This window comes from Pseudomonas fluorescens, from assembly GCF_902498065.1.
Lineage (GTDB): Bacteria > Pseudomonadota > Gammaproteobacteria > Pseudomonadales > Pseudomonadaceae > Aquipseudomonas > Aquipseudomonas fluorescens_BJ.
In genome coordinates this window covers 157,615-176,977 of record NZ_CABVIR010000002.1, presented here as the reverse complement: position 1 = coordinate 176,977, position 19,363 = coordinate 157,615, and the positions used below count along the sequence as shown (strand labels likewise).

Annotated in this window: 15 protein-coding genes; all 15 read right to left on the bottom strand. The window is 58.7% G+C overall.

Going from position 1 to position 19,363, the window contains the following annotated elements; genetic code table 11:
- Window positions 1-5: 5 nt before the first annotated feature.
- The 15 genes from F8N43_RS09975 to uppS all read right to left on the bottom strand — a co-directional run bounded on the left by F8N43_RS09975 (window position 6) and on the right by uppS (window position 19,362).
- Window positions 6-1,637 (bottom strand): CTP synthase, encoded by a 1,632-nt coding sequence (locus tag F8N43_RS09975; RefSeq protein ID WP_150630802.1) that lies wholly within the window; start codon window positions 1,635-1,637, stop codon window positions 6-8.
- A 274-nt stretch (window positions 1,638-1,911) separates the two neighbouring features.
- Window positions 1,912-3,240, bottom strand: a complete 1,329-nt coding sequence (gene tilS / locus F8N43_RS09970; RefSeq protein ID WP_150630803.1) for a tRNA lysidine(34) synthetase TilS — start codon at window positions 3,238-3,240, stop codon at window positions 1,912-1,914.
- 134 nt (window positions 3,241-3,374) lie between these two features.
- The gene (locus tag F8N43_RS09965; RefSeq protein WP_150630804.1) at window positions 3,375-4,322 is read right to left on the bottom strand and encodes an acetyl-CoA carboxylase carboxyltransferase subunit alpha; all 948 of its coding nucleotides are present in this window, start codon (window positions 4,320-4,322) and stop codon (window positions 3,375-3,377) included.
- 140 nt (window positions 4,323-4,462) lie between these two features.
- Entirely contained in the window at window positions 4,463-7,984 is a 3,522-nt protein-coding gene (gene dnaE / locus F8N43_RS09960; protein WP_150653693.1) for a DNA polymerase III subunit alpha, read from the bottom strand.
- Window positions 7,985-8,060: 76 nt separating this feature from the next.
- Window positions 8,061-8,699: a ribonuclease HII gene (gene rnhB / locus F8N43_RS09955; RefSeq protein WP_150630806.1), complete on the bottom strand. Its 639-nt coding sequence runs from the start codon at window positions 8,697-8,699 to the stop codon at window positions 8,061-8,063.
- Entirely contained in the window at window positions 8,696-9,826 is a 1,131-nt protein-coding gene (gene lpxB, locus F8N43_RS09950; RefSeq protein WP_150630807.1) for a lipid-A-disaccharide synthase, read from the bottom strand. Before lpxB ends, rnhB begins: the two co-directional genes overlap by 4 nt.
- Before the next feature lie 2 nt (window positions 9,827-9,828).
- Entirely contained in the window at window positions 9,829-10,605 is a 777-nt protein-coding gene (lpxA, locus tag F8N43_RS09945) for an acyl-ACP--UDP-N-acetylglucosamine O-acyltransferase (RefSeq protein ID WP_150638893.1), read from the bottom strand.
- Window positions 10,602-11,042, bottom strand: a complete 441-nt coding sequence (gene fabZ / locus F8N43_RS09940) for a 3-hydroxyacyl-ACP dehydratase FabZ (protein WP_008028982.1) — start codon at window positions 11,040-11,042, stop codon at window positions 10,602-10,604. Before fabZ ends, lpxA begins: the two co-directional genes overlap by 4 nt.
- A 108-nt stretch (window positions 11,043-11,150) precedes the next feature.
- Window positions 11,151-12,206 carry a UDP-3-O-(3-hydroxymyristoyl)glucosamine N-acyltransferase gene (gene lpxD / locus F8N43_RS09935; protein ID WP_150638895.1) on the bottom strand — a complete coding sequence of 352 codons (1,056 nt, stop codon included), beginning with the start codon at window positions 12,204-12,206 and terminating at the stop codon, window positions 11,151-11,153.
- Between the two features lie 3 nt (window positions 12,207-12,209).
- Window positions 12,210-12,713, bottom strand: coding sequence for an OmpH family outer membrane protein (locus F8N43_RS09930; RefSeq protein WP_008028980.1), 504 nt, complete (start codon window positions 12,711-12,713; stop codon window positions 12,210-12,212).
- Between the two features lie 45 nt (window positions 12,714-12,758).
- Window positions 12,759-15,134, bottom strand: coding sequence for an outer membrane protein assembly factor BamA (bamA, locus tag F8N43_RS09925; protein ID WP_150653692.1), 2,376 nt, complete (start codon window positions 15,132-15,134; stop codon window positions 12,759-12,761).
- A 74-nt stretch (window positions 15,135-15,208) separates the two neighbouring features.
- The gene (rseP, locus tag F8N43_RS09920; RefSeq protein WP_150630811.1) at window positions 15,209-16,561 is read right to left on the bottom strand and encodes a sigma E protease regulator RseP; all 1,353 of its coding nucleotides are present in this window, start codon (window positions 16,559-16,561) and stop codon (window positions 15,209-15,211) included.
- A 52-nt stretch (window positions 16,562-16,613) separates the two neighbouring features.
- Complete coding sequence (gene ispC, locus F8N43_RS09915; protein ID WP_150653691.1) at window positions 16,614-17,804, bottom strand: 1-deoxy-D-xylulose-5-phosphate reductoisomerase; 1,191 nt, start codon at window positions 17,802-17,804, stop codon at window positions 16,614-16,616.
- Window positions 17,801-18,607, bottom strand: coding sequence for a phosphatidate cytidylyltransferase (locus tag F8N43_RS09910; protein WP_150638902.1), 807 nt, complete (start codon window positions 18,605-18,607; stop codon window positions 17,801-17,803). Before F8N43_RS09910 ends, ispC begins: the two co-directional genes overlap by 4 nt.
- The gene (gene uppS, locus F8N43_RS09905) at window positions 18,607-19,362 is read right to left on the bottom strand and encodes a polyprenyl diphosphate synthase (protein WP_150630814.1); all 756 of its coding nucleotides are present in this window, start codon (window positions 19,360-19,362) and stop codon (window positions 18,607-18,609) included. The genes F8N43_RS09910 and uppS overlap by 1 nt, the downstream gene beginning before the upstream one ends.
- Window position 19,363 lies beyond the last annotated feature (1 nt).

The following is a 19,363-nucleotide window of genomic DNA, read 5'->3' as shown; positions in this document are numbered from 1 at the left end:
AAGGTTCAAGCCTTCTTCTGGTGTTGAGCCAAAGCTGCTTTGACGAAACCGCTGAACAACGGGTGACCGTCGCGGGGTGTCGAGGTGAACTCAGGGTGGAACTGGCAAGCGACGAACCATGGATGATCCGGGGCTTCGACCACTTCAACCAGTGCGCCATCACCGGAACGACCGGAGATTTTCAGGCCGGCTTCCATGATTTGCGGCAGCAGGTTGTTGTTCACTTCGTAGCGGTGACGGTGACGCTCGACGATCACGTCCTTGGCATAGCAATCGTGTACCAGGGAACCCGGTTCCAGCAGGCAATCCTGTGCGCCAAGACGCATGGTGCCACCCAGATCGGATGCTTCAGTACGGGTTTCGACCGCGCCGGTGGCATCTTCCCACTCGGTGATCAGACCCACGACCGGGTGACCGCTGGTGCGATCGAACTCGGTGGAGTTGGCGTCTTTCCAGCCCATGACGTTACGAGCGAACTCGATCACAGCCACTTGCATGCCCAGGCAGATGCCGAGGTACGGAACCTTGTTTTCGCGAGCGTATTGAACGGCGGTGATCTTGCCTTCCACGCCACGCAGACCGAAACCGCCTGGAACGAGGATTGCGTCGACGCCTTCCAGCAGCGCGGTGCCCTGGTTTTCGATGTCTTCGGAATCGATGTAGCGCAGGTTGACCTTGGTGCGGTTGCTGATGCCGGCGTGACTCATCGCTTCGATCAGCGACTTGTAGGCGTCCAGCAGTTCCATGTACTTGCCGACCATGGCGATGGTGACTTCGTGCTCAGGGTTGAGCTTCGCGTCGACCACAGCTTCCCACTCGGACAGATCGGCGCCGCCGCATTGCAGGCCGAAACGCTCGACCACAAAATCATCCAGGCCTTGCGAATGCAGGATGCCCGGGATCTTGTAGATGGTGTCGGCGTCTTCCAGCGCGATCACCGCACGTTCTTCAACGTTGGTGAACTGCGCGATCTTGCGACGCGAGGAAATATCGATCGGGTGATCGGAGCGGCACACCAGCACGTCAGGTTGCAGGCCGATGGAACGCAGTTCCTTGACCGAGTGCTGGGTTGGCTTGGTTTTGGTTTCGCCGGCAGTGGCGATGTACGGCACCAGCGTCAGGTGCATCAGCATCGCGCGCTTGGCGCCGACTTCGAAACGCAATTGACGGATCGCTTCGAGGAACGGTTGGGACTCGATGTCACCCACGGTGCCACCGATCTCGACCATCGCCACGTCAGCGTCGCCGGCGCCCTTGATGATCCGGCGCTTGATTTCGTCGGTGATGTGCGGGATCACCTGGATGGTCGCGCCCAGGTAATCACCACGGCGCTCTTTGCGCAGGACGTGTTCGTAGACACGGCCGGTGGTGAAGTTGTTGTTCTGGGTCATGGTCGTGCGGATGAACCGCTCGTAGTGACCCAGGTCCAGGTCGGTCTCGGCGCCGTCGTGGGTGACGAACACTTCACCGTGCTGGAACGGGCTCATGGTGCCCGGATCGACGTTGATGTACGGATCCAGCTTCAGCATGGTGACCTTAAGTCCCCGCGCCTCCAGGATGGCCGCCAATGAAGCCGATGCAATGCCTTTCCCCAATGAAGAAACAACACCGCCCGTGACGAATATGTAGCGCGTCATGAAAAACCCTAGAAGTCTGCGTTAAAGCGGTCCGAGCCGCCGGGGAAAGCGAAGGAAGGCCGAAGCCCCCGATCACCTGCATTAATCACAGTGCACCTTTCAAAAAAACCGCCGCGTTGGGACAGACCGGTAGATGAAACACCGGTAGGTTGCTCGCTACACATTTTTTGGAATCGCCCAGCAAAGACTGCTTGGTAATCGGCAACTCCTGCGATTCAGGCGAATCCACAGAAGTTGTATCAAGAAGGGAGCGTAGTCTACCGGAAAGCCCCTTTCAGCTCAAACCTTGATCTTCGTTCGGTGGCTGCCAATGCAAATTCCAACCGTCTTGCTCACTGCCATTCAAGCCCCGTACGTTGGCTACCGCCAGCAATTGCTCGCCCTGGTAGAGCAGCGGCAATCTGCCACGGACGAAGCCCGGAACACCGCGTTCGTTGAGTAAACGCTTCAGATCACGATGGCCACGCTCGGGCAGACTCATGACCTCACCCCCTTCACGATAGCGGATATGCAGCGGGCCAGCGGGGGTTTGACCGCTGAGTGTGAGCACGCCGTTGTCCGGCAACTTCAACGATAGCGAGGGATCAGACCAATCAGACACCGGCAGCGGCGTTCGCAACCAAGCGCCCGACAGCCACCAGATCCGCCCGCCCGCCCGATGCAATTCACCATCGGCCAAGCGCCAGACCGGACGAGCATCCGTGCCAGCATCACGCAAATCCTCCCAACCCGACCAATGGTCGCTGTCCGGCAAACGAGTCAGTGCGGAGAGCCAATGACTCAGCGCATTTCTCTGACGAGCAGCGGACAGGTTGGCAAGCTTCGAAAGTTCAAGGGACGGTACCCCCAGCCAAGCGAATTCACTGATGGAGCTGGCATGGGTCAGATCGATTTGCGCCAGATCATCGAGCAGTTCCTGCGCTTCGCCAAGATGCGCGGCGCTGCGGGCCATGGTCGCCACAGCTTGAGGCCAGCGCTCGGTCAGCACGGGGAACACCTGATGCCGCAGGTAATTGCGCGAGAACTGTCGGTCCTGGTTAGAAGGGTCCTCGATCCAGCGCAATGAATGCTGGTTCGCGTACACCTCCAACTCTGCTCGCGTGATATCGAGCAAGGGTCGCAACAGATGCCCTTTGCCCAATACCCGCTGGCGTGGCATCCCCGACAACCCTCTCACCCCTGCCCCACGCAGTAACCGAAACAACAGGGTTTCGGCCTGATCATCACGATGCTGGGCGGTCAGCAGCAGTTCATTGGCCCGGGTGGCCTCGGTGAACGCTTCATAACGCGCATCCCGGGCCGCACGCTCAAGGCTGGCACCGGGCCGAACCTGCACGCGAACCACCTGCAGCGGTACACCCAGCGCATCACAGACCGACTGGCAATGCTCCGGCCACGCGTCCGCCGCAGACTGAAGGCCGTGATGAATGTGAATGGCTTCGAGCGCGGGGAAATGCTTGGTTTTTGCGAGATGGGCAAGAAGGTGAAGAAGGACCGTGGAATCAAGACCACCGGAGAAGGCGATGCGCCAAGTTGTGGCATTGAGCCAGGGAGCCAGGTTCAGAAGAAGCCTGGTGGGTAGATCAACGCTGGATGAACTCATAATGTTCACTTGGCCACAAATCAAATGTGGGAGCGAGCTTGCTCGCGATAGCGGTGTAACAGCCAACCTGTTTGTTGAATGTTCAGCCGCCATCGCGAGCAAGCTCGCTCCCACATGGGTACAGCGAGGTCAGATCAGAGACCGTAGCTCATCAGTCGATCGTAACGGCGCTTGAGTAGCGCTTCGTTATCGAACTTCTTCAACATCGCCAGTTGCGAGGTCAGCTCGGCACGGATCGATGCTGCGGCCGCCGCAGGATCACGATGGGCGCCGCCCAAAGGCTCGCCGATCACTTTGTCGACGATGCCCAGGCCTTTCAGGCGCTCGGCGGTGATGCCCATGGCTTCAGCGGCATCCGGCGCTTTCTCGGCGGTTTTCCACAGAATCGAAGCGCAACCTTCCGGAGAAATCACCGCGTAGGTCGAGTACTGCAGCATGTTCAACTGATCGCACACACCGATCGCCAGTGCACCACCGGAACCACCTTCACCGATTACGGTGGCAATGATCGGGGTTTTCAGGCGAGCCATGACACGCAGGTTCCAGGCAATCGCTTCGCTCTGGTTGCGCTCTTCCGCGTCGATGCCTGGGTAAGCACCCGGCGTATCGATGAAGGTCAGGATCGGCATCTTGAAGCGTTCGGCCATTTCCATCAGGCGGCACGCCTTGCGGTAGCCTTCCGGACGCGGCATGCCGAAGTTGCGACGAACCTTCTCGCGCACTTCGCGGCCTTTCTGGTGACCGATGATCATCACCGGCTGGTCATCCAGACGGGCCACGCCGCCAACGATGGCAGCGTCGTCGGAGAAGTGACGGTCGCCGTGCAATTCGTCGAACTCGGTGAAGATGTGTTCGATGTAGTCCAGGGTATAGGGACGTTTCGGGTGACGCGCCAGACGCGCGATCTGCCAGCTGGTCAGCTTGCCGAAGATGTCTTCGGTCAGCGTGCTGCTTTTGTCCTGCAGGCGGGAGATCTCATCGCCGATATTCAGCGAATTGTCGTTACCGACCAAGCGCAACTCTTCGATCTTGGCTTGCAGGTCGGCGATCGGCTGTTCGAAATCTAGAAAATTCGGGTTCATAGGCGTCCGTCTTGGGTCGACATCCAAGAGAGCTTGGGCCGGCCGGTTGTCTATTCGCGCCCTACCTTAAGGGAGAGGCGCGTTCAGGTCGAGATTAAAAATTCAGGTCGAGATCAGGGCGTATGGAAGGCACCTGACCGTCAACGGTATTGGAGGAAGACGTTGTCTCGCCCGAACTGGTCACGCAGGGCTTGAATCAACGCATCCGCCGGGTCGATTCGCCAGGTCTCGCCGAACTGCAGCAAGGCCTTCGCATCGGGGCTCGTGTACTCCATGGTGATCGGGCACGCGCCGCGGTGACGCTTGAACAGCTCACCCAGCCAGCGTAGCTGATCGCCTTTCAAATCTTTGGTCTGCAGCTTCAAACGCAGACTTTCGGCCAGGTTGGTGCGCGCATCTTCCATGCTCATCACCCGCTTGACCCGCAGGCGCAAACCGCCAGAGAAATCGTCGTTGCTGACTTCGCCTTCGACAACAACCATCGCGTCGGTCTGCAACAGCGACTGCGCCGAATGGAACGCGTCGGCGAACAACGAAGCTTCGATCCGCCCGGAGCGATCGTCAAGGGTGATGAACCCCATTTTGTCGCCCTTTTTGTTCTTCATCACACGCAGGGCGATGATCATGCCCGCAACGGTCTGTGTATCGCGAGCCGGCTTCAGGTCAATAATCCGCTGACGGGCAAAACGGCGGATTTCACCCTCGTATTCGTCAATCGGATGACCGGTCAGGTACAGGCCCAGGGTGTCTTTCTCCCCTTTCAGGCGCTCCTTCAAGGTCAACTCTTTCGCCTTGCGGTGATTGGCGTAGACGTCGGCATCTTCCTCGACAAACAGGCCGCCAAACAGGTCGGCGTGGCCACTGTCGTGGGTACGGGCGGTTTGTTCGGCGGCCTTGATCGCCCCTTCCATCGCATTCAGCAAGACCGCGCGGTTCTGGTCGATGCTCGCTTGATAGGCTTTCGGTTCGTCATGGAAAAAGGGCCCCAGACGATCCAGCGCACCGCTGCGGATCAAACCGTCCAGCGTGCGCTTGTTGATGCGTTTGAGGTCGACACGGGCGCAAAAATCGAACAGATCCTTGAACGGCCCGTCCTGACGCGCCTCGGTGATCGCTTCCACCGGCCCTTCGCCGACACCCTTGATCGCGCCGAGGCCGTAAATGATGCGGCCTTCGTCATTCACCGTGAACTTGAACTCAGAGGTATTCACATCCGGCGCGTCGAGACGCAGCTTCATGGTGCGAATTTCTTCGATCAAGGTCACGACCTTGTCGGTGTTGTGCATATCCGCCGACAGTACCGCAGCCATGAACGGCGCCGGGTAGTGCGTTTTCAGCCACGCGGTCTGGTACGAAACCAGGCCGTAAGCAGCGGAGTGGGATTTGTTGAAGCCATAACCGGCGAATTTTTCCACCAGGTCAAAAATGTTACCGGCCAGATCGGCTTCGATATTGTTGGTCTTGCAACCTTCAATGAAACCGCCACGCTGCTTGGCCATTTCTTCGGGCTTTTTCTTACCCATGGCCCGCCGCAGCATGTCCGCACCGCCGAGGGTGTAACCGGCCATGACCTGAGCAATCTGCATCACCTGTTCCTGATACAGGATGATGCCGTACGTCGGCGCCAGAACCGGTTTCAAGCCCTCGTACTGGTAGTCCGAGTGCGGATACGCGAGTTCGGCGCGGCCGTGCTTGCGGTTGATGAAGTCGTCAACCATGCCTGATTGCAGGGGGCCCGGACGGAACAGGGCCACCAGTGCGATCAAGTCTTCCAGGCAGTCGGGCTTGAGCTTTTTGATCAGCTCCTTCATGCCCCGCGACTCGAGCTGGAACACCGCAGTGGTTTCAGCTTTTTGCAGCAGCTGGTAGGTGGGCTTGTCATCGAGCGGGATGAACGCAATGTCCAGCGGCGGCTCATCGACCTTGGCGCGGTCGCGGTTGATGGTTTTCAGCGCCCAGTCGATGACCGTCAGGGTCCGCAGGCCGAGGAAGTCGAATTTCACCAGGCCGGCGGCTTCAACGTCGTCCTTGTCGAATTGGGTCACCAGGCCGTCACCGGCCTCGTCGCAATAGATCGGCGAGAAGTCGGTCAGCTTGGTCGGTGCGATCACCACACCACCGGCGTGCTTGCCGACGTTACGCACAACGCCTTCGAGCTTGCGCGCCATCTCCCAGATTTCCGCGGCTTCTTCATCGACCTTGATGAAGTCACGGAGGATTTCTTCCTGCTCGTAAGCTTTTTCCAGGGTCATGCCGACTTCGAACGGAATCATCTTCGACAGACGATCCGCCAGGCCGTAGGACTTGCCCTGCACCCGCGCCACGTCGCGGACCACAGCCTTGGCGGCCATGGAACCGAAGGTGATGATCTGGCTGACCGCGTTGCGCCCGTATTTCTCGGCCACATAGTCGATCACCCGGTCACGACCGTCCATGCAGAAGTCGACGTCGAAGTCGGGCATCGATACCCGTTCGGGGTTGAGGAAACGTTCGAACAGCAGGTCGTATTCCAGCGGGTCGAGGTCGGTGATCTTCTGCACATAGGCCACCAGCGAGCCGGCACCCGAGCCCCGGCCAGGACCTACCGGCACGCCGTTGCTCTTGGCCCACTGGATAAAGTCCATCACGATCAGGAAGTAACCGGGGAAGCCCATCTGGATGATGATATCCAGCTCGAAATTCAATCGATCGACGTAGACCTGGCGCTTGGCTTCATAGTCTTCGGTGGTGTCCTTGGGCAGCAGAACGGACAGCCGTTCTTCCAGGCCATCGAAGGACACCTTGCGGAAATACTCGTCGATGGTCATGCCATCGGGAATCGGGAAGTTGGGCAGGAAGTGCGTGCCAAGCTTCACTTCGATGTTGCACCGTTTGGCGATCTCGACGGTGTTTTCCAGCGCTTCGGGAATGTCGCTGAACAGCTCAGCCATTTCCTCGGCGCTTTTGAGGTATTGCTGATCGCTGTAATTCTTCGAACGTCGCGGGTCGTCGAGGGCGCGGCCCTCGCCGATACAAACACGGGTTTCGTGAGCAGCGAAGTCTTCCTGCTTGATGAAACGCACATCGTTGGTCGCGACCAGTGGCGCACCGATTTTCTCGGCCAGGGCCACGGCGCCGTGCAATTGTTCTTCATCGTTGGGACGATTGGTGCGCTGGATTTCCAGGTAAAAGCGATCCGGGAACACCGCCATCCATTCGCGCGCCAGTTTTTCCGCTTCCGCCGGATTGCCGCTGAGCATGGCCAGGCCGATCTCGCCTTCTTTCGCCGCCGACAGCATGATCAAGCCTTCGCTGGCCTCGGCCACCCATTCGCGCTCGATGATCACCGAACCATTGCGTTGGCCGTCGATGAAGCCACGGGAAATCAGTTCGGTCAGGTTGCGATAGCCAACAGCGTTCATTGCCAGCAGGCTGATCCGGCTCAGGGCGTTGTCCGGGTCCTTGTTCGACAGCCACAGGTCGGCGCCGCAGATCGGCTTGATGCCTGCGCCCATCGAAGCTTTATAGAATTTGACCAGGGAACACATGTTGTTCTGGTCAGTGACCGCTACGGCAGGCATGTTCATGCCGACCAGGGTCTTGACCAGCGGTTTGATCCGCACCAGACCGTCGACCAGGGAGTATTCAGTGTGCAGGCGTAGGTGAACGAATGAAGCCGGCATAGTGATCCTGCGTTATGTCATGAAAACAACAAGGCCCGGATTGTACCGGGCCTTGGCGAAAACATCAGCCTTGGGACTAACTCTCCATGAGGCTTTCGCGCGCTTCATACGCCAACCGTACAGGCGCAAACGAGCGGCGATGAATCGGCGTCGGGCCCAAGCGTGCCAGTGCTTCCAGATGAACGGGCGTCGGGTAACCTTTGTGGCCGCCGATCCCGTAACCGGGGTAAATCAGTTCGAATGCCGCCATTTCACGGTCGCGGCTGACTTTGGCCAGAATCGAGGCGGCGGCGATGGCCGGTACCTTGCTGTCGCCCTTGACCACAGCTTCAGCGCGCATGGCCAGTTTCGGGCAGCGGTTGCCGTCGATCATCGCCAGTTTTGGCTGAATGTGCAGGCCTTCGATCGCGCGCTGCATGGCCAGCATGGTGGCATGGAGGATGTTCAGCTCGTCGATTTCCTCGACTTCCGCGCGGGCGATGCACCAGCTCAGGGCCTTTTCGCAGATTTCGTCGTAGAGCTTTTCACGGCGGGCTTCGGTGAGCTTCTTCGAGTCGTTGAGACCGAGGATCGGACGGTTCGGATCGAGGATCACAGCGGCGGTCACCACGGCACCGCAGAGCGGGCCGCGACCGACTTCGTCAACACCGGCAACCAGCTCTTCTACTTCGGCGACCAGGGTGAAATCGAGGCCCATCTGTTGTGCTTTAGTCATTGTGTTTTGCCGATCAGATTCAGTACTGCGTCCGCTGCCTGATTGGAGGCATCCAGACGCAAGGTTCGGTGGATTTCGTCGAAGCCGCGGGTCTGCTCTTCGCCACCTTCTATCAGGGGCGACAACGTCTGGGCCAGGGCTTCGACCGTTGCATCGTCCTGCAACAATTCAGGCACCAACAGGCGCTGGGCCAGCAGGTTCGGCAACGAGACGTAAGGGCTTTTCACCATGCGCTTGAGGATCCAGAACGTCAGCGGTGCCAAGCGATACGCCACCACCATCGGCCGCTTGTACAGCAGGGCCTCAAGGGTCGCGGTACCGGAGGCAATCAACACTGCGTCGCAGGCTGCCAGCGCCAGATGGGACTTGCCGTCGAGCAGAGTCAGCGGCAGATCGCGACCAACCAGCAACTCTTCAAGCTGCGCGCGACGCTGAGGACTGGCACAAGGCATGACAAACCGCACGCCAGGACGCATGGCGCGCAGGCGCTGGGCGGTATCGAGGAACAACGCGCCGAGACGCCCGACCTCGCCACCGCGGCTGCCGGGCATCAGCGCGACCAACGGCCCTTCCGGCAAACCGAGTTCGGCCCGTGCCGCGCTGCGATCCGCTTCAAGCGGGATTGCATCAGCCAGGGAGTGCCCGACAAACCGCACCGGCACGCCCTTCTCTTCATAGAATTTCGCTTCGAACGGGAACAGCGTCAGCATCAGGTCGCAACCTTCGCGAATCTTCAGCACCCGCTTCTGCCGCCAAGCCCACACCGACGGGCTGACGTAATGCACCGTCTTGATCCCGGCCTGACGCAGCTTGAGTTCGATATTGAGGTTGAAATCCGGGGCATCGATACCGATGAACACGTCCGGTTTCTCGGCGATCAGGTCCGCAATCAGCTTCTTGCGGCGCTTGAGCAACTCGCGCAGCCGACCCAGCACTTCCACCAGGCCCATGACCGAGAGACGTTCCATCGGAAAATACGAGGTCAGGCCTTCGGCCTGCATCAGCGGACCACCGACACCCATGAACTCGACTGCCGGATGCTGTGCCTTGAGCGCGCGCATGAGGCCGGCGCCCAGAATGTCACCGGAAGCCTCACCCGCCACCAGCGCAATACGCAGATTAGCCACGATTAACGAGTGATGCCGCGGGTTGAAGACTGGATGGAGTCACGGAACACCGCAACTTCCGGAAACAGCTCTGAAGGTTCGGCCAGTTCCGCGAGTGCCTGCTCTACCGTGAAGCCCTGGCGATAAACCACCTTGTAGGCTCGACGCAAGGCGTGGATCGCGTCTTCGCTGAAACCACGACGGCGCATGCCTTCGAAGTTCATGCTGCGAGCTTCGGCAGGGTTTCCGAACACGGTGACGTACGCTGGAACGTCCTTGCCAATGGCGGTGCCCATCCCGGAAAAGCTGTGCGCACCGATGTGACAATACTGGTGAACCAGGGTAAAACCGGACAGGATCGCCCAGTCTTCAACATGCACGTGGCCTGCCAACGCGGTGTTGTTGACCAGGATGCAATGGTTGCCGATGACGCTGTCGTGGCCGATGTGAGCATAGGCCATGATCAGGTTGTGATCGCCCAGGGTCGTTTCAGAACGGTCCTGAATGGTCCCGCGATGAATGGTCACGCCTTCACGGATGACGTTATGGTCACCGATGACCAGACGGGTTTCTTCACCCTTGTATTTCAGATCGGGCGTGTCCTCGCCTACCGAAGAAAACTGGTAGATGCGGTTGTGCTTACCGATTCGGGTCGGGCCCTTGAGAATTACATGCGGCCCGATCACTGTCCCCTCGCCGATTTCCACACCTGCGCCGATGATCGACCAAGGGCCGACCTCGACGTCGTCGGCCAGGATGGCCGTCGGATCGATGATTGCGCGAGGGTCAATCAAACTCATACTTTTTGTTCCGCACAGATGATCTCGGCCGAGCAGACCGGCTTGCCATCTACCGATGCCTGGCATTCGAACTTCCAGATCTTGCGTTTGCAGCTGATGAAGGTGGCTTCAAGAATCAACTGGTCGCCAGGCTTGACCGGCTGACGGAAACGCAGTTTGTCGGAGCCGACGAAGTAGTACAGGGTGCCATCAGCCGGCTTCACGTCCAGCATTTTGAAACCAAGGATCCCGGCAGCCTGAGCCATCGCCTCAATGATCAGTACGCCTGGCATGATTGGATGCGCAGGGAAGTGACCATTGAAGAACGGTTCGTTGATGCTGACATTCTTGTAGGCGCGAATGCGCTTGCCTTCCACATCCAGATCCACGACCCGGTCCACCAGCAGGAACGGGTAACGGTGAGGCAGGTATTCGCGAATCTCGTTGATGTCCATCATTTCGGGAGGAAGCCTATGTAAAGATTGGGAACGCGCGACTGACGCGCGCTCCTCTAGCAAATCAAGGAGGCAGTCTAGCGGCTGTGCACACTTGATATGGAAATGGTATCAGCCATCTGATGAAGCAATACCGTCAGGGGTCACTTCCCCTGTTCGCTTTTCCAGCTGTCGCAGCCGCCGCGCGATGTCATCGAGCTGACGGATACGTGCCGCGCTTTTGCGCCATTCGGCAGCCGGTTGCATGGCCGTACCGGAAGAATAGGAGCCCGGCTCGGTAATCGAGTGAGTCACCATGGTCATCCCGGTAATGAAAACCTTGTCGCAAATTTCGATATGCCCCACCAGCCCTACGCCACCGGCGAGCATGCAATGCTTGCCGATTTTGGTGCTGCCGGAAATGCCCACGCACGCGGCCATGGCGGTGTGATCACCGACCTGGACGTTGTGGGCAATCTGAATCTGATTGTCGAGCTTCACGCCATTGCCAAGAACGGTATCGGCCAGTGCGCCGCGGTCGATGGCAGTATTCACGCCAATCTCCACATCGTCACCGACCAGAACGCCACCGATCTGGGCGATTTTCTGCCAGATGCCTTTCTCGTTGGCAAAGCCGAAGCCTTCTCCACCCAGAACGGCACCGGATTGAATCACCACCCGCTTACCGATGCGCACGTCGTGATACAGGGTGACGCGCGGTGCGAGCCAGCCACCTTCGCCAATGACACTACGGGCGCCAATGAAGCAGTGCGCGCCGATGGTCGTCCCGGCATCAATTCGCGCCCCGCTCTCGATGACCACAAAGGCACCGACGCTCGCCGCTGGATCAACCACCGCGTCAGCTGCAATCACTGCAGTCGGATGAATGCCGGCAGCCGCCTTGGGCTTGGGATCGAACAGGTGGGAAACACGCGCGTAGGCGGCGTAGGGATCAGGCACTACCAATACATTCCCGGCAAAACCTTCAGCATCAGCGGCTTTCAGCAACAAAGCTGCAGCCCGGCTGTCAGCCAGGTATTTGCGGTACTGAGGATTTGCCAGAAAGCTCAACTGAGCTGGGCCAGCCTCTTGCAAAGTGGCTAGCCCAGTAATTTCCTTCTCCGGGTCGCCACGTAGAGTGGCGCCAAGGAACTCGGCCAACTGGCCGAGTTTTATGGTCGCTGTCATGGATTACTTCAGCTGATTCATGCGCTCGATAACCTGGCGAGTGATGTCGTACTGAGGTTTGACATCAATCACTGCGCCACGCTCGAAGACCAGGTCAAAAGCACCTTTCTTGATGACTTCTTCCACAGCGCTGTCCAGTTTCGGCTTGAGCTGCTTCAGCATTTCACGGTCGGCAACGGCTTTGGCTTCGTTCAATTCCTTGGACTGGAACTGGAAGTCACGGGCCTTTTGCTTGAATTCAAGCTCCAGACGCTCACGCTCGCCTTGCTGCATCTTGTCGCCGCCAGCCATCAGACGGTCCTGGATACCCTTGGCACTGCTTTCCAGCGTCTTGAGCTTGGTCAGCTGCGGGCCGAACTTCTTCTCGGCATCCACGGCGTACTTCTTGGCCGCGTCGGATTCCAGCAAAGCCATTTGATAGTTCAGAACGGCGATTTTCATGTCGGCAAAAGCCGGACCGGCTACCAGTACGGTCGCCAGGAGAACCAATTGAGTCAACTTACGCACGATGCACTCCTACAAAATCCATTGTCGTTATCTTGGGTCAGACGCTTAGAACGTCTGGCCGAGGGAGAATTGGAACACTTGAGTTTCAGCCTCATCCGGTTTCTTGATCGGCATGGCCAACGCGAAACTCAGAGGACCCAGTGCGGTGACCCACGTCACACCCACACCGACAGAGCTGGCCATGTTGCTCAAGCTGATGTCGTTGCACTTGGTGTTGGACGACGAACCGTTCGCGTTGGTGGTTTCTTTGCACGTCGAGTCGAAAACGTTACCCACATCCCAGAATACCGAAGTACGCAGGGAGCGTTGATCCTTGACGAACGGCAGAGGGAACAGAACCTCTACCCCGCCCTGGATCAGGACATTACCACCGAACGGCAGCGGATCCTGGTCCGGATCAAGCGCCGTACCCGGGTTGGTGCCGCGGCTCGGCGTACTGCGAGGACCCAGGGTGCTGTCCTTGAAGCCACGAACCGAGTTGAAACCACCAGCATAGTAGTTTTCATAGAACGGCAAGCCATCGGTCGAACCGTAGCCGTCGCCATAACCCAGTTCGGTATGCAGACGCATGGTGTAGTTTTCGGACAACGGCTGGAACAACTGGCCACGGTAGTCGAGCTTGAAGAACGACAGGTCGCTACCCGGCGTTGTGGATTCCAGCACCAGGCTTTGCGAATGACCACGGGTCGCCAGCACGCCCTTGTTCAGGGTCGACTCAGACCAACCAGCCGAAGCCTTGAAGTTCAGGTAGTTGTCGCCTTCCTTGTTAACGAAGTCGAAGATCTCGTCAACGGTGTACACACCTGTCTTGATCTTGTCTTGTTGCGCAGTCAGGCCGAAGGTCAGACGCGAAGTCTCGCTGATCGGGTAACCGACGCTCACGCCAGCACCCAGGCTATCTACGGCATAGCTTGCTACGTCGACATCAAGGTCTTTGTAGTCAGTAGTGCGATAGAAAGCGTTGTAACCCAGGCTCACACCGTCAGCAGTCCAGTACGGGTCGACATAACCAAAGTTATAGCGGCTCTGGTATTCACTGCGGGTCAAGCCAACGCTGACCTTGTTACCGGTACCGAGGAAGTTGTTCTGGGTGATCGAACCACCGAGGATCAGACCGGCACTCTGTGCAAAGCCGACACTGGCGGTAATCGAACCGGACGCTTGTTCTTCAACGCTGTAATTCACGTCAACCTGGTCATCGACACCCGGTACAGCCGGGGTTTCGACGTTCACTTCTTTAAAGAAGCCCAGACGCTCAAGACGGGTCTTGGACTGGTCGATCAGATAAGTCGAAGCCCAGCCGCCTTCCATCTGACGCATTTCACGGCGCAGCACTTCGTCTTCGGACTTGGTGTTGCCACGGAAGTTGATGCGGTTCACGTAAGCACGTTTGCCCGGATCGACTGCGAAAGTGATATCGACAGTGTGGTCTTCATCGTGCGGCTGAGGCACGCCGTTGACGTTGGCGAAGGTGTAACCCTCGTTACCCAGACGACGGGTGATCAGTTCGGACGTGGTGGTCATCAGCTTGCGCGAGAACACCTGGCCTTTCTGCACCAGCAACAAGGACTTGACCTGGTCTTCAGGAACTTTCAGGTCGCCGCTCAGTTTGACGTCACGAACGGTGTACTTCTCGCCTTCGTTGACGTTGACGGTGATGTAGACGTGTTTCTTGTCCGGGGTAATCGATACCTGGGTCGAAGCGATATCCATGTTGATATAGCCGCGGTCCAGGTAGTAGGAACGCAGACGTTCCAGGTCACCGGAAAGTTTTTCACGAGCGTATTTGTCGTCGTTCTTGAAGAACGACAGCCAGTTGGTGGTCTTGAGTTCGAACAGGTCGATCAGGTCTTCATCGGGGAAGACCGTGTTCCCCACCACGTTGATGTGCTGGATAGCCGCGACGGTGCCTTCGTTGATATTGACCTTCAGGCCGACACGGTTACGCGGCTGCGGCACCACTTCGGTGTCGACGGTAGCCGAGTAGCGACCCTGAGCGACGTATTGGCGCTGCAGCTCGTTGCGAACACCTTCGAGGGTGGCGCGCTGGAAGATCTCGCCTTCGGCCAGACCGGATTGTTTGAGGCCCTTCATCAGGTCTTCAGTGGAGATCGCCTTGTTACCCTCGATCTCGATACTGGCGACGGACGGACGCTCGACTACCGTGATGACCAGGACGTTGCCATCACGGCCCAGCTGGATATCTTGAAAGAACCCGGTTTTGAACAGCGCACGAGTGGATTCCACCAGGCGACGATCATCCGCCTGTTCACCGACGTTCAACGGCAAGGCACCAAAGACGCTACCCGCGGAGACCCGCTGGAGGCCATTGACGCGAATATCAGAGATAGTGAAGGACTCGGCGTGAACTTCGGCGATCATCAATACGGTGAGAACCGCAGTTAGCAGCAGACGTTTCATGAAGTCCTTTCTTATTCCAACTGGCAATAAACAAACTGCCGCAAAATGCGGCAGATTCGCAATTCAGCGAAGTGTTACAGACGACCCAAATCATTGACCAGAGCGAGCAACATCACCCCGACCACCAAACTGATGCCGATCTGTATCCCCCAACCCTGCACCCGATCCGACAAGGGGCGACCACGCACCCACTCGATCAGATAAAACAACAAATGCCCCCCATCCAGTACAGGAATGGGCAACAAATTCAGAACTCCCAGGCTAATACTCAGATAAGCAAGGAAATTCAGGAAATCAGCGACGCCCGACTGGGCAGAAGCGCCCGCCACTTTAGCAATGGTTATCGGTCCACTCAAGTTTTTTACCGAGAGCTCGCCGAACAACATTTTCTTGAGCGAATCGAGGGTCAGTACGCTCATGGTCCAGGTGCGTCGAGCCCCCTCGCCAATCGCGGCCAAAGGACCGTAACTGACCTCGCGAATCATCTCCGGCGGCCAATCGATTGCTTTCACCCCGGCGCCGAGATAACCACCGGGCGATTTTTTCTCGCCGCGAGCAGCGAGCGTCACAGGGACGTCGATTTGAGCACCATCGCGCTCGACGCGCAGCAGGATTTTGGTATCCGGATGCATACGGACGATATCGACCACCTGCTGCCAGTCATCCAGAGGCTTGCCATCCAGGGCCAACAACCGATCGCCGGTTTTCAGGCCCGCAGCCTGTGCCGGGCCCTTTGGATCGAGCTCTGCCAGAACCGGCGGCAATGCCGGACGCCAAGGACGGATACCCAGCGAGCGTATCGGATCCGGTTCGTCCGCACCCTTGAGCCATTTATCCAGCACCAGCTCACGCGGTGAATCTGCTGTGGAGCCCTGCTCGCGGACCTGCACCTGAAGGGAACCGCTCTCGCCGAGACGCCGAACCAGTTGCAGATTCACTGCCCCCCAGCCCGAAGTGGGCTCACCATCAATGGCAACAATTTCCTGACCCGGACTCAAACCTGCCTTGGCGGCGATACTGCCGGATTCAACAGCACCAATGACCGGGCGCACCTGCTCGCTGCCGAGCATGGCGAGCACCCAGAAAAAAATCATCGCCAGCAAGAAGTTGGCAATCGGCCCCGCCGACACGATAGCAATGCGCTGACGGACGGATTTGCGATTGAAGGATTGATCGAGCTGATCGGCCGGCACTTCGCCTTCGCGCTCGTCGAGCATTTTCACGTAGCCACCCAGCGGGATAGCGGCAACCACGAACTCAGTGCCTTTCTTGTCGTGCCAACGCAGCAACGGCATACCGAAGCCCACGGAGAAACGCAGCACTTTGACCCCACAGCGACGTGCGACCCAGAAATGGCCGAACTCGTGGAAGGTGACCAGCACGCCCAGGGCTACCAGGGTGCCGACAATCATATAGAGCGCGCTCATTTACTTTCTCCGCAATCTTATCCGGTGCTGCATGGGCCAACGTATTGCAGCACTACCGCCCGTGACGACTCAACCACTGCCCGGCCAGTACTCGCGCTTTCGCGTCAGCCGTGAACACCGCCTCGAGATCATCCACCTCAACCACGGGTTCGAGATTCAAGACTTCTTCGATGATACTCGCGATTTCCAGATAGCGAACCCGCCCGTCGAGAAAGGCCGCGACCGCCACTTCATTCGCCGCATTGAGCATGGCTGGCGCGCTATTGCCAGCCTCTGCGGCCTGACGCGCAAGGCGCAGGCATGGGAAACGCTCCTCATCGGGGGCCTGGAAATCCAGACGCGCAATGGCAAACAGATCCAGCGGTGCGACACCCGAATCGATACGCTCCGGCCAGGCCAGCGCATTGGCGATAGGCGTGCGCATGTCGGGGTTGCCCAGTTGAGCCAGGACCGAACCATCGATGTAATCGACAAGCGAATGAATCACGCTCTGTGGGTGAATCACCACTTCGACCTGCGACGGCTTGGCATCAAACAGCCAGCAGGCTTCGATCAGCTCAAGGCCTTTGTTCATCATGCTGGCCGAATCCACCGAAATCTTGCGCCCCATGGACCAGTTCGGATGGGCACACGCTTGATCCGGGGTTACATGCACCAGTTCAGCCATAGGCGTCTGTCGGAAAGGACCGCCCGAAGCTGTCAGCAAAATCCGACGGACACCGACCGCACTCAGTCCGCGAGCGAAATCCTGCGGTAGGCACTGGAAAATCGCGTTGTGCTCGCTGTCGATCGGCAGCAACACTGAACCGCTTTTACGTACGGCCTGCATGAATAACGCACCGGACATCACCAGTGCTTCTTTGTTGGCCAAGAGTATTTTCTTGCCGGCCTCGACCGCTGCCAGCGTTGGGCGAAGGCCCGCCGCACCGACGATGGCCGCCATGACGGCATCGACCTCAGGGTCGGCGGCGACCTGACACAGCCCCTCTTCCCCCACCAGTACACGGGTCGACAGCCCTGCCGCACGCAAATCGTCCTGCAAGCCTCGGGCAGCGCCCTGCTCTGGCACAACGGCGAACCGTGGCGCATGACGCACACACAACGCTAACAACTCACTCAGACGAGTGAAACCACTCAAGGCGAACACCTGATAACGCTCGGGATGACGGGCAATGACGTCGAGCGTGCTCAGTCCGATCGAACCGGTAGCCCCCAGAACGGTAATCTGTTGTGGACGGCTCACGGTGCTGCCATCCACAGCAACACCGCAAACACCGGGATCGCGGCTGTAAGGCTGTCGATGCGATCGAGCACACCCCCATGGCCTGGCAGCAGATTGCTACTGTCCTTGATCCCGGACTGGCGCTTGAACATGCTTTCAGTGAGGTCTCCCACCACCGAAATGAAGACGATCACTGCGGCACCGATCAGACCCATCAGCATCTGGGCGAAACTCCAGTCACGCACGAAACCGACGATGGCGGTTATCACCAGGCTCAGCGCAAGGCCGCCATAGACGCCCTCCCAGCTTTTGCCAGGACTGACCTGCGGCGCCAGCTTGCGCTTGCCGAAGGCCCGACCGGAAAAGTAAGCACCGATGTCGGCGCCCCAGACCAGAACCATGACCGCCATGATCAACCAGTTACCCAAGGGTTCCTGCTTGATCTGGACCAGACCTTGCCAGGCCGGCAACAGGATCAACAGACCGATCACCAGTTTGCAGGCGGCACTGGACCAGTGCGCACTGGAGCGCGGGTACGTCAGCACCAGATACGTCGCCACCCCCCACCACAGCACCGAAGCGCCCAGCACCCAAGGTGCCAGCCCCGGCAGAATGTGCATGACAAACAGCATCAACGCGACCACTGCCGCATAGGCAACGCGGATCGGTTGCTCATTGAAGCCCGCCAGACGCGCCCATTCCCAGGCACCGAGGGTCACGACCAGCCCGATGAACAGCGCAAAACCGGAGCCTTCGAGCAGGAAAAACCCGCATAAGGCGATCGGTAGCAGGATCAGCGCGGTGATGATTCGTTGTTTGAGCATTAAACCCGGGCTCCAGCCTCGACCTGCTCGCTCGTTTTACCGAAGCGGCGCTGGCGAGAAGCGAAATCGGCCAGCGCGGTACGCATGGCATCGTGTTTGAAGTCCGGCCAGAACAGGTCGGAGAAATACAACTCGGCATAAGCCAGTTGCCACAGCAGGAAGTTGCTGATGCGGTGCTCGCCACCGGTACGGATGCACAAGTCCGGCAGCGGCAGATCGCCCGTGGCCAGACAGGTTTGCAACAGTTCCGGGGTGATGTCCTCCGGACGCAGATGGCCGGCCTGAACTTCCCGCGCCAGACGCTGCGCGGCTTGCGCGATATCCCACTGACCGCCGTAGTTGGCGGCGATCTGCAGGACGAAACGATTGGCACCCGCGGTCATCGCTTCCGCCTCACGCATCGCAGCCTGAAGCTCTGGATGGAAGCGCGAACGATCACCAATGATGCGCAGACTGATGTTGTTGTCGTTGAGGCGCTTGGCCTCACGACGCAACGCCTTGAAGAACAGGTCCATCAAGGCGCTGACTTCATCGGCCGGACGCTGCCAGTTCTCGCTGGAGAAGGCAAACAGGGTCAATACCTCAACCTTGGCCTCGGCACACACCTCGATCACTGCACGAACCGCATCCACACCCGCTTTATGCCCGGCGACACCCGGCATAAAGCGTTTTTTCGCCCAGCGATTATTACCATCCATGATGATCGCGACATGGCGCGGCACCGCGGACGGCACAGTCTGCTTGGTCTTTTCCATG

Excerpts from the sequence above, each read along its gene's own strand:
- F8N43_RS09975 (WP_150630802.1), bottom strand. The coding sequence starts at position 1,637 with ATGACGCGCTACATATTCGTCACGGGCGGTGTTGTTTCTTCATTGGGG.
- tilS (WP_150630803.1), bottom strand. The coding sequence starts at position 3,240 with ATGAGTTCATCCAGCGTTGATCTACCCACCAGGCTTCTTCTGAACCTG.
- F8N43_RS09965 (WP_150630804.1), bottom strand. The coding sequence starts at position 4,322 with ATGAACCCGAATTTTCTAGATTTCGAACAGCCGATCGCCGACCTGCAA.
- dnaE (WP_150653693.1), bottom strand. The coding sequence starts at position 7,984 with ATGCCGGCTTCATTCGTTCACCTACGCCTGCACACTGAATACTCCCTG.
- rnhB (WP_150630806.1), bottom strand. The coding sequence starts at position 8,699 with ATGACTAAAGCACAACAGATGGGCCTCGATTTCACCCTGGTCGCCGAA.
- lpxA (WP_150638893.1), bottom strand. The coding sequence starts at position 10,605 with ATGAGTTTGATTGACCCTCGCGCAATCATCGATCCGACGGCCATCCTG.
- fabZ (WP_008028982.1), bottom strand. The coding sequence starts at position 11,042 with ATGATGGACATCAACGAGATTCGCGAATACCTGCCTCACCGTTACCCG.
- lpxD (WP_150638895.1), bottom strand. The coding sequence starts at position 12,206 with ATGACAGCGACCATAAAACTCGGCCAGTTGGCCGAGTTCCTTGGCGCC.
- bamA (WP_150653692.1), bottom strand. The coding sequence starts at position 15,134 with ATGAAACGTCTGCTGCTAACTGCGGTTCTCACCGTATTGATGATCGCC.
- rseP (WP_150630811.1), bottom strand. The coding sequence starts at position 16,561 with ATGAGCGCGCTCTATATGATTGTCGGCACCCTGGTAGCCCTGGGCGTG.
- F8N43_RS09910 (WP_150638902.1), bottom strand. The coding sequence starts at position 18,607 with ATGCTCAAACAACGAATCATCACCGCGCTGATCCTGCTACCGATCGCC.
- uppS (WP_150630814.1), bottom strand. The coding sequence starts at position 19,362 with ATGGAAAAGACCAAGCAGACTGTGCCGTCCGCGGTGCCGCGCCATGTC.